General features: G+C 47.3%; 9 protein-coding genes. 2 read left to right on the top strand and 7 right to left on the bottom strand.

The genetic code is table 11. The features are described from left to right. The first annotated feature begins 81 nt into the window (after positions 1 to 81). On the top strand, positions 82 to 489 hold the full coding sequence (locus tag A0W33_RS19465; RefSeq protein ID WP_068839745.1) for a hypothetical protein: 408 nt from the start codon (positions 82 to 84) through the stop codon (positions 487 to 489). A 56-nt stretch (positions 490 to 545) separates the two neighbouring features. Here the strand turns inward: A0W33_RS19465 and hisB are convergent, their stop codons facing one another. From hisB to A0W33_RS19495, 5 genes are all read right to left on the bottom strand, one after another. Beyond that, on the bottom strand, positions 546 to 1,652 hold the full coding sequence (gene hisB / locus A0W33_RS19470) for a bifunctional histidinol-phosphatase/imidazoleglycerol-phosphate dehydratase HisB (protein ID WP_068839746.1): 1,107 nt from the start codon (positions 1,650 to 1,652) through the stop codon (positions 546 to 548). A gap of 90 nt (positions 1,653 to 1,742) precedes the next feature. Beyond that, a complete protein-coding gene (gene hisC, locus A0W33_RS19475) occupies positions 1,743 to 2,786 on the bottom strand; it encodes a histidinol-phosphate transaminase (RefSeq protein WP_068839747.1) in 1,044 nt (347 codons plus the stop codon). After that, entirely contained in the window at positions 2,779 to 4,068 is a 1,290-nt protein-coding gene (gene hisD / locus A0W33_RS19480; RefSeq protein WP_068839748.1) for a histidinol dehydrogenase, read from the bottom strand. Before hisD ends, hisC begins: the two co-directional genes overlap by 8 nt. Before the next feature lie 4 nt (positions 4,069 to 4,072). Beyond that, on the bottom strand, positions 4,073 to 4,924 hold the full coding sequence (gene hisG, locus A0W33_RS19485) for an ATP phosphoribosyltransferase (RefSeq protein ID WP_068839749.1): 852 nt from the start codon (positions 4,922 to 4,924) through the stop codon (positions 4,073 to 4,075). 795 nt (positions 4,925 to 5,719) lie between these two features. Next, complete coding sequence (locus A0W33_RS19495) at positions 5,720 to 11,446, bottom strand: MBG domain-containing protein (RefSeq protein WP_172798147.1); 5,727 nt, start codon at positions 11,444 to 11,446, stop codon at positions 5,720 to 5,722. Positions 11,447 to 11,954: 508 nt separating this feature from the next. Between A0W33_RS19495 and A0W33_RS19505 the strand changes: the two genes are divergently transcribed. After that, the gene (locus tag A0W33_RS19505; RefSeq protein WP_068839753.1) at positions 11,955 to 12,818 is read left to right on the top strand and encodes a DUF2911 domain-containing protein; all 864 of its coding nucleotides are present in this window, start codon (positions 11,955 to 11,957) and stop codon (positions 12,816 to 12,818) included. 66 nt (positions 12,819 to 12,884) lie between these two features. On the opposite strand, the gene A0W33_RS19510 is transcribed toward A0W33_RS19505, so the two are convergent. Together A0W33_RS19510 and rpe are read right to left on the bottom strand one after the other, a co-directional pair. Beyond that, the gene (locus tag A0W33_RS19510) at positions 12,885 to 15,317 is read right to left on the bottom strand and encodes a TonB-dependent receptor (RefSeq protein WP_068839754.1); all 2,433 of its coding nucleotides are present in this window, start codon (positions 15,315 to 15,317) and stop codon (positions 12,885 to 12,887) included. Positions 15,318 to 15,329: 12 nt separating this feature from the next. After that, positions 15,330 to 15,983 carry a ribulose-phosphate 3-epimerase gene (gene rpe / locus A0W33_RS19515; RefSeq protein WP_068839755.1) on the bottom strand — a complete coding sequence of 218 codons (654 nt, stop codon included), beginning with the start codon at positions 15,981 to 15,983 and terminating at the stop codon, positions 15,330 to 15,332. Between the last annotated feature and the right edge of the window lie 152 nt (positions 15,984 to 16,135).

A 16,135-nucleotide genomic window follows, 5' to 3' on the forward strand; every position in this document is an offset into this window, starting at 1 on the left:
CATACTAGTGTGCTTGCTGGATTTGAAGAAGAAAAAATACTTGCTTAGGAGAAGCGTTTACTATAACCTTAACACCTACTTATGAAAGTATCGCGTAACGAACTCCTTTACAGAGAGAGCTACATTGTGATAGAACATAACCTGGAGGATGAGTGGATCTATGTGAACTGGCGCGGCTATGTGAACTATGATACGGTTACTGCCGGTTGCGAAAAGATACTTTTCTACATGGATGCCAAGCAGTGCTTCCGGATTCTGAACGATAATACGAATGTGGAGGGCATCTGGTCAGGAGCCTCCCGATGGGTTGGCGAGAATTGGATGCCCCGAATGAAACAGGCTGGAATGGCTTGTTTTGCATGGGTTTATTCCCCCAGCACCCTTAGCCGCCTCTCCACCGACAAATCACTCAGGTACATGGAGAAGGACGTGCAGGTGGAGACATTTGATGATATAGAGGCCGCACGGGATTGGCTGAAACTTAACTGATATAAAAGCAAAAGGAGCGGTTTTACCCGCTCCTTTTGCTTTAGAAGCTTTCCGTTCTACAAAATTCCCTTTGTGCTCGGAATAGTGTTGTCCTGCAGGTCGCGCTCCACAGCCATGCGAATGGCACGGGCAAAGGCTTTGTAAATTGCCTCAATCTTGTGGTGCTCGTTTTGGCCATCCACTTTAATGTTTACGTTCGCCTTTGCGGTGTCGGAAAAGGATTTAAAAAAGTGGTAGAACATCTCGGTTGGCATGTCGCCTACTTTTTCCCTGTTAAACTCTGCCTGCCAAACGGCCCAGGGCCTTCCGCTGAAATCAATTGCCACTTGCGCCAGCACATCGTCCATGGGCAAAAGGAAAAAACCATAGCGACTAATGCCCCGCTTATCCCCTAGTGCGGTTACAAAAGCCTCGCCCAAAGCCAGTGCTGTATCCTCTATGGTATGGTGCTCGTCGATGTGCAGGTCGCCCTTTACCTGTATGTGTAGGTCGATTCTGGCGTGCTTGGCCACCTGCTCCAGCATATGGTCAAAAAAACCTAGCCCGGTTTTGATATCCATTTTGCCGCTTCCATCCAGGTTCAACTCTACCTTAATGTCCGTTTCAGATGTGCTGCGGTGCACGCGGGCGGTGCGGGTTGGGCGCTGCTGCTTCAGGAAAGTATAAATCGCATCCCAATCGGTGGTGCTAAGAGCTGCTCCCTCGGCGGCCGTCTCACCAATAAAAATAGCTTTTGCACCCAAATTAAGAGCCAGTTTCACATCCGTCAGCCGGTCACCGATCACGAAACTATTGGACAGATCATACGCACCTGTTTCCAGGTAACGCTTCATCATGCCTATACCCGGCTTGCGCGTTTCGAGTCCTTCATGCTCAAAGCTGCGGTCAATCAGTATGTCATCAAACTTAACACCCTCTGTTTCCAGGATCTCCAGCATCTTGTTCTGGTAGGGCCAAAAAGTTTCCTCCGGGTATGAATCAGTTCCCAAGCCATCCTGGTTTGTCACCATCACAAACTCGTAATCCAACTCATGGAAAATGCGCGCCAGGTTGGTGATAGATTTGGGAAGGAAGGCAAACTTCTCCAGTGTATCCACCTGGTAATCTGTTTTTGGCTCTTCCAGAATGGTACCGTCACGATCTATAAAAAGTACTTTTTTCATTTAAATTATAAGTGTCAAATATTACGCATTAAGAACCGAAACATAATTAAAATAAAATCGTGCTACTTTATACGAGCTTTGTGATAGGAATTAAAATTCTGCTATAGCTTTAAGCAATTCTTGGTTCTCCTCCAGTGTGCCAACTGAGATGCGCAGGCAACCTTCACATCCCGGCAAACTTGACCTGTTCCGAACCACTATCCCTTTACCCAGTAGAAACTTATACAAACCATCTGCATCTTTTACTTTAACAAGTATAAAGTTCGCGTCTGAAGGATACACCTGCTCTACAGTTGGCAAATCAGGCAGCGATTGTAGCAGCAACTCACGCTCCTGCACAATTTCCTCCACCATATCCTTTAGGGCCTCCTCTCGCTCCAGCGCCTCCAGTGCAAGGGCTTGTGTCGATTCGTTGATGTTGTACGGCGGCTTTATTTTATCCAATACAGTGATTAATTCTTCAGAGGCAAAAGCAAGTCCTAAGCGTAAGCCTGCCATGCCCCAAGCTTTGGAGAACGTCTGTAGTACGACCAAATTCGGAAACTCCTTTAGTCGTGTAGTCCAGCTCGGCTCATCTGAAAAATCAATGTAGGCCTCATCCACAACCACCAACCCATGGAAGGATTCAAGGATGTCCTCTATACTTTCTGCTTCTATTAGATTACCGGTCGGGTTATTAGGAGAGCAGATAAAGATGATTTTAGTTTCTGATTTTACCTGCAACAGAACCTCCTCCACCGGCACCTGGAAATCAGCTGTCAACTGCACCGCCTGCATCTCCACCTCATTCAGGTTGGCCGATACTTCATACATGCCATAGGTTGGCGGCAGGTGCAGCATGCTGTCCTGCCCGGGGCGGCACACCATGCGAAACAGCAGGTCAATGGCTTCGTCGGAGCCATTGCCTAAAAAAATCTGCTCCGGACGGACGCCTTTGATTTCGGCAATCCGGGATTTCAGCTTTTTCTGGTGCGGATCGGGGTAGCGGTTAAAGCCTTCACCGGCCAGGCTGCCCAGGTTATTCTCATTGGCATCCAGAAACACACTGGCAGCGCCTTTAAACTCATCTCGGGCCGATGAATAGGCGCGCATTTTCAGCACATTCGGCCGAATAATATCATTCAGGTTAAACACGGTTCAATTCGTTAAGGCGTATACTTACTGCGTTTTTGTGTGCCTCCAGCCCTTCAGCCTCAGCCATGGTTTCGATGGTTTGGCCAATATTCTGCAACCCTTCACGGGTGATGTACTGGAACGTTATCTTTTTGACGAAGCTGTCTAACGACACGCCACTGTAAGCGCGGGCGTAGCCGTTTGTAGGCAACGTGTGGTTGGTGCCGGAGGCATAATCCCCGGCAGACTCAGGGCTATAGTGGCCCAGGAATACGGAGCCGGCATTGGTAATGCCATCCAGCAGCTGCTCAAAATCAGAAACTGAAAGAATCAGGTGCTCGGGTGCGTACAAGTTGGAGAAACGTAGCATCTCCTCCACGCCTCCAAGTACAATGCCGAGGCTGTTGTTTAACGCTTTGGCAGCAAATTCTTTCCGTGGCAGCACCTTCAATTGTGCCTCCAGCTCCTGCTCTACCTGTGCCAGCACTGCTTCTGAAGAGGCCAGCAGCACCACCTGCGAGTCAGGACCGTGCTCAGCCTGTGAGAGCAGATCGGCAGCTACGAAGGCTGGGTTTGCTGTCTCATCCGCCATTACCAGCACTTCCGAAGGACCGGCAGGCAGATCGATGGCTACACCGGCTTTGCTTACCAGTTGCTTTGCCACCGTAACATACTGGTTACCGGGCCCAAATATTTTGTAAACAGGCGGCACGCTCTCTGTTCCGAAAGCCATGGCCGCTATTGCCTGCGCACCACCCGCTTTAATGATGCGGGAAACACCAAGCAGCGAGGCGGTATAAAGTATAGCCGGGTGAATGTTTCCGTCTTTGGAAGGCGGCGTGCACAGCACCAACTCCTGGCACCCTGCAATGCGCGCCGGCACGCCCAGCATCAGCAGCGTAGAAAACAATGGGGCCGTGCCACCGGGTATGTACAGGCCAACCTTTTCAATCGGTACACTCTTACGCCAGCAGGTAACGCCAAACATCGTTTCTACCTGTTTTACCGGCTCAGCCTGTTGCGTATGAAACAGTTGTATATTACTATATGCCTGCAAAATGGCTTCCTTCAGCTCCTGAGATACTCCAGACTCAGCAGCAGCAATCTCCTCTGTTGAAGCTACGAGGGAACTGAGTTTTACACCGTCATACTTGTCTGCCAGCTGTAGCAGCGCGTTATCGCCCTGCTCCTGTACCAGCTTGAATGTTTCCAGAATGCCAGGCTCCAGGTCCTCCAGATTTTTTGTAGGCCGCTTAGCGAGTTCTGCCCAAATTTCAGGAGCAGGATCAATTATTTTACGCATGGCGTTAGATTATCATTTTTTCGATTGGCACCACCAGGATTCCCTGTGCACCGGCATCTTTGATCTTCTCGATGATCTCCCAGAAATCGTCTTCGTTCACTACGGAGTGCAGTGAGCTCCAGCCCTCCTCTGCCAAGGGGAGCACGGTTGGGGCCTTTACGCTTGGAAGCAGGTTGCTTATTTCCTGTATCTTATCGTTCGGGGAGTTAAGAAGGATGTATTTCGCTTTGCGAGCGCGCTGCACTGCATGAATGCGAAACAGTAGCTTCTCCAGTATTTCCTGCTTCTCCTGCGAAAGATCTTTTGTAGCAATAAGCGCCGCCTCCGACTTAAACACGCGCTCCACCTCCTTCAGCCCGTTGCTGATGAGCGTGCTTCCAGAACTCACGATGTCGCAGATTGCCTCTGCCAGGCCTATACTTGGCGCAATCTCCACGGAGCCACTGATGGTGTGAATATTAGCCTGCACCCCCTGCTCCTGCAGGTATGCCTGCAGCAAGTTTGGGTATGAAGTGGCGATGTTCTTGCCATTAAGGTCTTGGATGGAGCTGTAGGCCATACTTTTCGGCACCGCCAGCGACAGGCGGCATTTAGAGAATCCAAGCTTCTCAACGGTCAATTCCTGCTTTCCTTCCTCCACCAGCACGTTCTCTCCTACTATGCCAATGTCAGCCACGCCGTCGGCCACATAGCCGGGGATATCATCGTCGCGCAGAAACAGTATCTCCAGCGGGAAGTTGGTGCATTCTGTTTTGAGTTTTAGAGAGGAGTTTACAAAGGATATGCCGCACTCGCGGATCAGGTTCAGGGAATCTTCACTTAACCTGCCGGATTTCTGTATTGCTAATCGAAGCATTGGTATCGTCTAAAATGAGATTTTTAAGAATAGGGTATAGTGTTACACTTTGCTCAAAGCTAAGTATAAATAGGGCCAACGCCCAGTGGGGGCAATATGTTGTTGTTATTCCTCTTACGAGGAATGGTGGATGTGATGGAAATGTACAGGCGCAACCAGGGCAACAGGCGCTGCCAGGGAGATAAGGGTGCTATGTGTATAGGTCTTGCTCATGTACTTGCTACAAAGTAAGGATGATTTTTGTTTATATAAAAGTATAATTCTATATAAATCTCCTACTCTGCATAAAAAGAAAAAAACACCTCAAGCTGCTAACCTGCTTGAGTGGAAGCTATTCAGCAATCAATTTAATAAGTTTTCTGAAAATTATTCTGCAAACGATCATAATCATTGGGTTGTGTTTGTTTCTCAAAACTGCTTTGCAACGCAAAAGCAGCACATCAAGATTCTGACTACTATACCCCCGGGAAAATAAAAGGTTGCTGCTGCCAATAGCACTTTCTACCACACACGTTCAAGTTATACTTTATCTTAGCTGTAAGTAACAGGTAAATCAGCCGCAATAGCTAAGTATAAATCAGCCACATATAACATTAGTTAAAATCGTTTTAAATCAGGACGGGATAGCATCGGCTGCAGGAAAATATTTTTGGTTTTTTTCCTACGATTGTCATGTAAGCTTTTCTGCCGTTCCTCCCAAATGTAACGATATAAAAAAGCCTTGTTCAAAGAGAAAGCGCCGGCCACCTCACGGGCACCGGCGCTTTCTCTTTAAACAAGGCTTAAGACCTGGTATTAGCGCTTAAGCACCATCTTGATTGTCTGTACACCTGAACTTGTCATTAATCTGGCAAAGTACATCCCCTCGGGCATATTACGGCTATCAAGGTCATACTCATACGTTTTGCCAGCTTCTGTCACGCCCATGTCTAGTTTTCTCACAAGCGCTCCCTTTACGTCATACACTTCCAAAGCAAAGCTTCCTTCCTTTTCGGCAGTGAACGCAATGGTTGTTCTGTCGTTGTAAGGGTTCGGGTAGTTGAGGAATTTAGTTGCAGAAACTTCTGGTTGTGGTTTATCTTGCGCAACAACCTTGCTCGTAGTCGAACCGGCTTTTACGTTTGCAGGCTGGTGGATTACAATAGAACCAGTAACTTCCGTAACGATAGCTGCATCATCAGCTAATCCTCTCTGATTGTCATACACTATAGTTCCGTCTGTATTAGTAATCTTAATGCGGAATTTATCAGTTCCACCTCCACCGGACACTTGTCCGTCGATGGCTGTCAAAATGAAATCAAATGAACCCACACCATTGATAGTACCGGTACCTTTGAACTGCGCTCTTGCACCAGATACTGTCAACCATTGGTAGTTAGTGCTCTTAAAGTTAAGATCACCAGCCTTGAACTGGAATTCAGTATTACCAGTTGGCTTGTTTGCTCCCTTTTCATATTTAGATACAAAACCAAAGTTAGCCCTTCCAACTGCATCAGGATAAGCAGTACTAGCACCTGCTGGAGAATCAATCCAGCCGCCGCCAGTTACAAAGCCAGCTGTAGGGTCGAAGAAGACGGAGAAGGCTTTTTCAGAAAATGGTATACCTACACCATTGGTGTAAGAAAGAGTAACTGTATATACTCCAACTGTAGTACTTGTTATTGTATAGCTATCATCTGTAGCTGCATAAGTAGCTACAGCACCATTAGGAGACACAACACTCCATATCTTGTTTAGTACATCTCCTCCGAAGATAGCTGTAACGGTTGAAGAGTTATTAACTGCTACCGGATCAGACGCTCTTAGAGTCACAGTAGGTGCATTGTAGATGTACAAGGTACCTGTTGCATTTGTAGCTGAATAGTTGCTGTTGTTCAATGCTGCTACCACAGCATAAGTGCCAGCAGCGGTTGGAGCAGTGGCAGAAGCCGTGCCTGTCACACCACCTACAATCGGAGCATACGTCACATTTACATCTATGCCAGCAGGCGAAGTAGTTACAGTAGCCGATTTAGCAGAGCCATCAAACATATACTTAAGGTTGCTAAGTGCCAGCATAGCAGGTGCCGGATTGATAGTAACAGTAGCAGTTGCGCTGCTTCCAGTATGGTTGGCACCACCCGCGTATGTAGCCGTCACGCTGTAAGTGCCTGCATTGGTTGGGGCAATGGCACTGGCTGGAAAGGTGGTTTCACCGGTTCCTACGTAGCTATAGGTAATGTCTTCAGTTGTATTAAGACCACCAGCACCAGTTGCCGTAGCAAAAGCAGCGTGAGCGTTTCCATTGTAAGTAGCAGTTACATTTTCCATGCTTACAACAGAAGAAGCCTTGCTGATATTGATCGTGCCGCTCACTGCAGTAGCTTCGTAGTTGGCATTGTCAAGAGAAGCACTAGCGGCATATGTCCCGAAGTCAGTACCAGAACCACTTACAGTTACACCAGTTAAGCCTGCTGGTGTGGTAGTAGCCGTAGCTGACTTCAAAGTGCCATCGTAGGTGTGAGTCAGGTTGCCCAAAGCCAGCGTAGCAGGCGCCTTGCCAATAGCGAATGTCTTGCTGTCAGAAGAACCTATGTGGTTGTCATCACCAGCGAAAGTGTAGGAAGCCGTACCCGTACCTGCATTCACATTGTTCGCATAAGCAGCGGCTGGAGTTAGATTTAAACCGCCTGCACCTGTTACTGTTACTGTCGCTGGCGTGATAGCCGAACCGGTGTAAGTGAATGGACCGCCAACAATTGTTACCACTGTCGTAGTAGTTGCCTTGTCAATAGCAATAGCAACACTGCCGTTGGCGTTGTTGTAGTTGCCGGTCGCGTCAGTGAATGTCCAATTAGCTGTCCCACCCGGTACGTTTGTGAAGCTTGCGCCTAAGTCAAGACCAGCTAAAGTCTCACCTTTCACACCTTTAGCAGAACCAGTTGCACCGTGAGCAGCACCGTCATAAGTAACGGTCTTGCCTTCAACTGCGATAATAGCATTGGTTTTCTCAATAACCAGGTTAGCTGTAACAGGAACCGCTTCATAGTTAGTGTTGCTTAAAGAAGCAGTCACCGCGTAAGTACCAGCGTTTGTCTTGCCATTATTGCTGATGCTCACACCAGTCAGGTTAGCAGGTGTTGTAGTAGCCGTAGCTGACTTCTCATTACTGTCATAAACATAAGACAGGTTGCCAAGAGCTAACGTAGCAGTTGCTTTGTTGATTACAATAGCAGCAGTACCGTTAGCTACGTTGTGGTTAGCGTCACCTGCAAAGCTCCAAGAAGCTGTTCCACCCGGAACGTTAGTAAAGCTTGAGCCAAAGTTCAGCAAGCTGTTCAGGTCCTCATTTCTCGCACCAGTTGCTGTACCAGTAGCACCATGAGCATTACCATCGTAGATTACATTTTTGCCAGCTACATTTATAACGGCATTAGCTTTGTCTACATTGATGCTTACCGTTGCAGTTTTAGCATTGTAGTTGGTTGTTGCTGCAGCAGTTACACTTAGCGTTTGGTTATCACCTGCATCCAAGAAAGCGTCAGCAGCTGGTGAGTAAGTTAAAGCACCATCACCAGTTGTTAAAGAAGCATTCAACTGCATTGCAGAAAGAGCAGTACCATAAACGATTTTAGCTGGAGCAGTCCAAGAGATAACCTGATCAGCCTTGTTAATTACGATAACAGCAGTACCGTTAGCTATGTTGTAATTGTTGTTGCCAGCAAATGTCCAAGAAGCTGTACCACCTGGTACATTAGTGAAACTTGCGCCAAAGTTCAGCAGGCTGCTCAGGTCTTCATTATTCACGCCTGTAGCAGTTCCAGTTGCACCATGAGCATTACCATCATAGGTCACAGTCTTGCCTGATACTGCGATAGTAGCATTGGCCTTACCGATATTGAAGGTCTTGCTGTCAGTTGAAGCAAGGTAGTTAGCAGATTCTGCATAAGAGTAAGAAGCTGTAGCTGTACCTGAATTTACATTTTTAGCATATACTGCAGATGGAGTCAGCTCCAAGCCACCCGCACCTGTTACTCTTACTGTCGCTGGCGTAATAGCCGAACCTGTATAAGTAAAAGGTCCGCCAACGATAGTTACAACAGTAGTGGTAGGTGCTTTAGCGATAACAAGTGTACCTGTTCCGTTGGCAGCAGTATAGTTGCCATTGTTCAGGGCAGCCACTACAGCATAAGTACCAGCAGCAGTTGGAACAGTGGCAGAGCCTTCATAAGTAAAATTAACCGCTAAACCAGCTGGTGAGGTAATAACGGTGGCCCCTTGGGCAGATCCGTTGTACGTCTTAGCTAAATCAGCCACACTGATTGTAGCAGGTGCCGGATTGATAGTTACAGTAGCAGTTGCGCTGCTTCCAGTGTGGTTGGCGCCACCCGCGTATGTAGCCGTCACGCTGTAAGTGCCTGCATTGGTTGGGGCAGCAGCACTGGCTGGGTAAGTGGTTTCACCGGTTCCTACGTAGCTGTAGGTGATGCCAGCAGTAGTGCTCAAGCCTCCGACACCAGTTGCCGTAGCTGAAGCAGCGTGAGCGCTTCCATTATAAGTAGCCGAAATATCATCCATGCTCACAGCAGAAGGAGCCTTACTGATGCGTAAAGTACCGCTTACAGCAATGGCCGTGTAGTTGGCATTGTCAAGTGAAGCGCTGGCTTCGTATGAACCAAAGTCAGTACCGGAACCGGACACACTCACACCAGTTAAGCCTGCTGGAGTGGTAGTAGCCGTAGCTGACTTCAAGGTGCCATCGTAGGTGTGAGTCAGGTTGCCCAAAGCCAGCGTAGCAGGCGCCTTGCCAATAGCGAATGTCTTGCTGTCAGAAGAACCTATGTGGTTGTCATCACCAGCGAAAGTGTAGGAAGCCGTAGCCGTACCTGCATTCACATTGTTCGCATAAGCAGCGGCTGGAGCCAGATTCAAACCACCTGCACCCGTTACACTTACAGTGGCTGGCGTGATGGCCGAACCGGTGTAAGAGAATGCACCTTTAGCGATAGTTACTGTAGTCACAGAAGTTGCTTTGCCAATTACCAATGTGCCGGTGGCTGAACCTGAGTAGTTTGCATTGTTAATGGTACCCACAACTGTGTAAGAACCTGCTTCGGTTGGCTCAGTAGCAGAACCGCTGTACGTAAATTCTACTGTCAGGCCAGCTGGGTCTGTAGTAGCAGTAGTATGCATAGCAGATCCATTATATACTTGACCTGTCAAGCCAGCTAAAGTAACAGTGGCAGTGGCTTTATTTACGACTTGGCTAACAACGTTCGATGAACTCATCTCGAAACTGTCTGCACCTTGATAAACAGCAGTAACATAATGACCACTTATAGTTACAGCAAGGGTACTTGTTGTAAATGTTGCTCTTTGTGCACCACTTACAGAAGAAAGAGCTACAGTACCTATTATATCGCTGCCATTTTTGAACACTACGTTACCTGTAGGGGTGCTTGATCCACTGTTAGGAGCTACAGTTGCAGTAAAAGTTACAGCTTGAGCATAAACTGAAGGGTTTACAGAAGTAGAAAGAGTTGTTGTAGTCGCAATAATACTATTAAAAGTAATGGTAACATCATCAGTTGACGTACAAGCACCATTGGTGATAGTCCATCTTAAAACATAAGTTGAACCTGCAGTACCATTGAAGGTAGCTGCAGGATTTGAAGATGTTGAAGTAGCAGTTGTACCGAATGACCCGCCTGTACCACTTACTATACTCCATGCACCTGTCCCAACAGAAGGCGCATTTCCTGCTAAAGTGGTTGAAGTTCCAGTAATATTAAGATGATCAGGTCCTGCGTTAGCATCTTCTGGTTTAGCAGATATAGAAAAAGATGCAGTATTGAGTATTGTTCCTGAGTTAACTATAGGATCACTTGAAATAACTCTAATAATATATGCTGCTCCAGGTGTTGCATTAGCTGGAATTGTGGCTTCTATGTCATGAAAAACATTAGAAACATCTGATTCTAGCATACCAATATTTATAGGAGCTGTAAAACTGCCTGATGTATTACTTATTTGAGCAGTAAATATATTTCCCTTTTTGAAGGCGCCGCCAGCACCTGCAGAAATTGCTTCAAAGTTTACCTTGATATTTTGCCCTGCACAAAATGAGGTACCAGCAACTGTTACATTTCGTATTCCAGCATCTGTAAAATTTGTAACAGCCGTTAAACCTGAAGACTGGCCTGTAGCTGTCAATACAAAAGAAACTCCTAAATGCTTCTCATTGATCAAAAACTGGCTATACAGAATACTGCCATCAGCATTAGCAATGGTATTTCTCACATGATGGTCGCTGGTGCAAACCTGCGGAGTCTCATGAAAGTCAAAAGATACTGTTTCACCGGGTGTCCATCCGGTTCCGGTTACTATAACATATTGGCCGGGGGAATAATCGTCCTTATCCGTAGTTACCGTTTGCGCCTGCGCCCCGAAGGCCGTGAGCAGGAAGAACACCAGCACCAGCAGCCCCCGCTGGAAGTTTAGGTAATCCCGCACGTGTTGATTGTGTAAAGGTTTTACATTCATGTGTAATTTCGTGATAAAATTGTTGGAAGAGGTGAAAAATTGACACAGCAATAGCCTCACTAAACCACCGGCAGATGGCATGAAGCGAATTATTTTTTCCCTTGGGTCTTCCTGGAAGCCGTGGAGACTACTTTTGAAGATGTTTGAAAATGATTTTAATATAGGATTGAATTATCTGACTATCATGAAGGGACAACTACTTATCCTGCTTGAATAGTTTCAAATTTTCGTTAATATAATACTAAATATTTAAACTAAGGTTTCATTAACTTATATATTTAATTATTTAATTTATACTTTCCCTAATCTTCCAGTACCTTCTACCCAAGATTGTATTTAATCAGCTAAAACTATTGAGGCGTACTGTTCAGTAACTTTAAATCTGGAGCGATGGCGTATAAATGCTAAACAAGTATAAATTGATACCTTTGCTGGCGAAATAGCCACATTTTTTCTGGCATAATTTTTTCACTTAAACTGGTAAAACATAGATTCAATGTTATATACTATGAAAAGATATTTCTCCTGCCTCATATTCTTCCTCTTCGGCTTAAGCGTCTCTGCAGCTCATGCGCAGGTACAATTGCCACAGGCCAGCCCGGCTGCTATGATTAAGCAAACAATCGGTTTGACTGATGTTACAGTAAATTATCATGCGCCTAGTGTTAAAGGCCGTAAAGTTTTCGGAGGGTTGGTGCCGTACAAGCAGCTATGGCGTGCCGGAGCTAATGAGGCTACATTGATTACTTTTCAGGATGAGCTTTTCCTAAACCATGAGCGAGTACCCGCTGGAACCTACTCGCTATTTATACTTCCGCAAAGCGATTCTTTGTGGCATGTGGTGCTAAATAGGGACACGACACTTTGGGGACTTGAAGGATATAATGAACTGAATGACGTGGCTTATCTGGAGGTGAAACCTACAAAGGCACCTTTCACCGAAACACTGCTTTACTCCTTCTCAGACATCAGCACAAACAAGGCAAAGCTGAACCTGGCTTGGGAGAATACAAGGATTACTTTGAACATAGAAACAGAAATTGAGAAGAAAGCCCTGCAGAATATAAACAAAGCATTGGCCGCTGCTGCACCGGATGACTGGTACACCTGGGCCCAGTGTGCCGAATACATGCTATCGCGGAAAGAACACCACGAGAAGGCACTGGAGTGGATAAACAAGTCTATTGCCATCAAAGACAACTTCTATAACAACTGGATAAAGGCTAAGCTTTACGCCCACAACAACGAATTTAAGGTAGCTGCCACGCTTTCCGCGAAGGCCATACAACTAGGCAGTTCAGAGCCTGAGTCGTATCAAACCTATGCCAAACAAATTGAGACGGCGTACAAGGATTGGAAAAAGCGGAAATAAGAAATGAAGTATAAAATAAAAAGGGGAGCCACTAGAACTGGCTCCCCTTTTTATTTTAAGGTAAGGCTAAAATTTAGCCACGAAGCGCAGATTCAGCCTACGGCCAGTCAGGTAATTAGGCACAGCGTAGGTGACACCGTCCACATCCTGCACATAGGTATAGGAAACACGGTTTTGAGCGTCAATCAGGTTCAGCACCTCCAAACCAATCCATAGACTTTCCAACCCCAGCTTTTTGCGCTCTACCAAATCACTCTGCACAATTATCACTTTAGAAAAACCTATATCAACCCGCTTGTATGATTTTCCATCAAAAGCGTTGCGGTAGTCTGGCTGACTGGGAGGACCAAAAGGAAGACCGCTGCCGTACACCAGGTTCAGGTACATGCGCACAGTCGGGTTGTCGGGCAGGTGGTCCTGAAAGAAAACACCCAGGTTAAGGAGCTGATCAGTTGGGCGGCGGATATACCCCTGCTCCTGCCTTCCGATAGTCTCGCCTTGCGCATTGAAAACGGAGATGGAATCTCCTTCCACATTCTCCCGTGTTCTTAATACCCCCAAGCTAAGCCAGGACTCGGCACTTGGAATAAACTCCCCGTTTACGCGCACATCAAAACCTGCCGCATAGGCTTTGGCGTTGTTACGTGCATAATACCGCAAGCGCACATTATCCAGATCATACGGAATCACGTTTGTCATTGCTTTATAATAAGCTTCCGTCGTAAGTTTGAAATCACGTCCCCATGCCTTAAACAGGTAATCGCTGCCAACAATGGCGTGCAGGGAGCGTTGTGCCTTAATGTCTGAATTAAGCTCTCCGGCGAAATTGCGCAGCTCTCTGTAAAAGGGCGGCTGATAGTATACGCCCAAAGCAGCTTTGAAAGAAAGGTTAGGGTTGCGGCGGGTAATAAAGGAATATTGCACCCGTGGGGAGACGTTCAACTCACCATTGAAATCCCAGAAAGTTGCACGGATCCCGTAGGTAAAAGTCTTCAGCGAGTCCAGTTCTATCGTGTGCTGCAGGTAGCCGCTGTAGCGCATGGTGTTTAATTCAAGCTTTGAATCCAGAAAATAATCCTGCGTTACAAATTCTGCTGAATCTTGAAAGCCATACTCCTGCAGTTTGTCCTGAATGTTCTCTGAGCCTGCTTTAGCTCCGAACTGCAGATGACTACGCTGGCTAAGCAGTAGGCTATTACGTACTTCTGCTGTTACCATGCGCGCCAGCAAGGCATTTCTGGCGTAATTGTACTCGCTGCCAATACCCCGGTCCTGCAGGCATTCGCCGTAGTTATTGCCGGTGGTGCTCACGTCGCAAAGACGGTAGCCTGCCTCCACATCCCGAAACTCCCGCTCCCGCGACTGCACCCCGGAAACAATCACTTCTGCCAGGTAATTGGCAGAAAAACGATGCGCCAGGTTTAGTCCGGTCTGAAACGTGTTGTACGCCATCAACTCGCGGCCATCAAACCCGACAGTAAGCCTCAGGGCGGCCTGCCGCGTTCCAAAGGTAGTTTCCTGCGATTCCGGCTCCACTGTAAAGTCATTGCTGGCGTAGCTGCTGAGCACTCCCAAAGTTGTGTTTCCAGTGGCCTCGCCTTTGCTTAGATCAAAGCTGATATAGGCTTGCGCATCTGTGAAAGTCGGCTGGTAGTTTCCGTCTACCTGCAGCCCTTGTAAAATGTAGCGCCCGTTTTTATGCCGAACACCCAGCAGGTATGAAACTCTATTGTTTGTGGAAGCCTCCTCCAGGTGCACAGAGCCTCCTGTTAATCCACCCGTGACTGAGGCTGCAAACCTTTCGGGTTGCTTGTATTGGATGTTAAGAACAGAAGAAAGCTTATCGCCATACTTGGGCTGCCAGCCGCCAGAGGAGAACTCAATGTTTTCGACCAAGTCAGGATTTACGAACGACAGCCCCTCCTGCTGTGCCGCGGAGATAAGGAACGGACGGTAAATTTCGATGTTGTTGACGTAGACTAGGTTTTCGTTGTAGTTGCCCCCACGCACTGAGTAGGTGCTGGATAGCTCATTGTTGCTTACCACGCCGGGTAGCGTTACAAGAACTTTGTTGAAGTCGCCGTAAGCGGAAGGCAGGTTGCGGATGTCGCGCGGATCAAGTTTGGTAACACTTACCTGGTCACGGGTGTCGCCTTCGTTTTTGCCCCGCACATCAATGGTTTTTAGTTGCTGTGGGTCTGCCTCCAGCACGAGTTGCAGCGTCCGCGATTCTCCCGGTTGAAGGGTAACTGCCAACTGCAACTCTCTGTAGCCCAGGTAACGTACCACCAGCACCAGATCTGGCTGCGCCGGCACCTGAAGTGTAAATTCTCCTGCGGCGCTTGTTTGTGTTCCGACAGCAGTGCCTTTGATGGCAACTGTTGCCAGTTCCAGCGGCTCCCGCTGTTCGTTCAGCACTTTGCCACGCAGGGTTGCCTGTTGTGCTGAAACACCTAGCGGAAAGAGCAGAATAAAGCACACCGTCAGATACTTCAGCATCTTTCTAGTTTTTTAGCTGATGGACTTTAAATTGGAAATTGTCTGAACAGGGTCAGCGGCAGAGAACACAAAGCTTCCTGCAACAAGCACATCAGCCCCTTTTTCCAGGAGCAGGGGTGCATTCTTCTCATTTACCCCTCCGTCAATCTCTATCAGTGCCTTTGAACTCCGCTGTATGATCAGGTCTTTGAGCGCCTCGATCTTTCGATAGGTGTTTTCGATAAACTTCTGGCCCCCAAAGCCAGGGTTAACAGACATGATACAAACCATGTCCACATCAGCGATCACATCCTCCAGCAGCTTTACTGACGTATGAGGGTTAAGGGCAACACCTGCCTTGGCACCCGTTGCCTGAATCTGCTGCACTATGCGGTGCAGGTGCGTACAGGCCTCATAATGCACCGAAATCGTATCAGCACCAGCTGTCCTGAACTGTTCAATGTACTGCTCCGGTTCCACAATCATCAGGTGTACATCCATGGGTTTCTTCGCGTGCCGCTTAATAGCCTCCATCACCGGAAATCCAAATGAAATGTTTGGCACAAAGCGGCCATCCATAATATCGATGTGCAGCCAATCAGCCTGGCTTTTGTTCAGCATCTCTACCTCCGACTGCAGGTTAGCAAAGTCAGAAGCGAGTACAGAGGGTGCAATGATTGGTCTCATACTTGCAAAGGTAGTTTTTTTAACGAGTTTTCAGGAATGAAGCCTCGGGAATTATCAGATGCGGCTACAGGCAAAACTCCATAATGCTATATTCGCAGCAAGAAGCTTCCTTTACGTTCAGCCCATAAGCAGAAGCTTGCATATTTTGTGTA

It is taken from the genome of Pontibacter akesuensis (genome assembly GCF_001611675.1).
GTDB classification, from domain to species: Bacteria; Bacteroidota; Bacteroidia; order Cytophagales; family Hymenobacteraceae; genus Pontibacter; species Pontibacter akesuensis.

Excerpts from the sequence above, each read along its gene's own strand:
- hisB (WP_068839746.1), bottom strand. The coding sequence starts at position 1,652 with ATGAAAAAAGTACTTTTTATAGATCGTGACGGTACCATTCTGGAAGAG.
- A0W33_RS19510 (WP_068839754.1), bottom strand. The coding sequence starts at position 15,317 with ATGCTGAAGTATCTGACGGTGTGCTTTATTCTGCTCTTTCCGCTAGGT.
- A0W33_RS19495 (WP_172798147.1), bottom strand. The coding sequence starts at position 11,446 with ATGAATGTAAAACCTTTACACAATCAACACGTGCGGGATTACCTAAAC.
- hisG (WP_068839749.1), bottom strand. The coding sequence starts at position 4,924 with ATGCTTCGATTAGCAATACAGAAATCCGGCAGGTTAAGTGAAGATTCC.
- hisD (WP_068839748.1), bottom strand. The coding sequence starts at position 4,068 with ATGCGTAAAATAATTGATCCTGCTCCTGAAATTTGGGCAGAACTCGCT.
- A0W33_RS19465 (WP_068839745.1), top strand. The coding sequence starts at position 82 with ATGAAAGTATCGCGTAACGAACTCCTTTACAGAGAGAGCTACATTGTG.
- rpe (WP_068839755.1), bottom strand. The coding sequence starts at position 15,983 with ATGAGACCAATCATTGCACCCTCTGTACTCGCTTCTGACTTTGCTAAC.
- A0W33_RS19505 (WP_068839753.1), top strand. The coding sequence starts at position 11,955 with ATGAAAAGATATTTCTCCTGCCTCATATTCTTCCTCTTCGGCTTAAGC.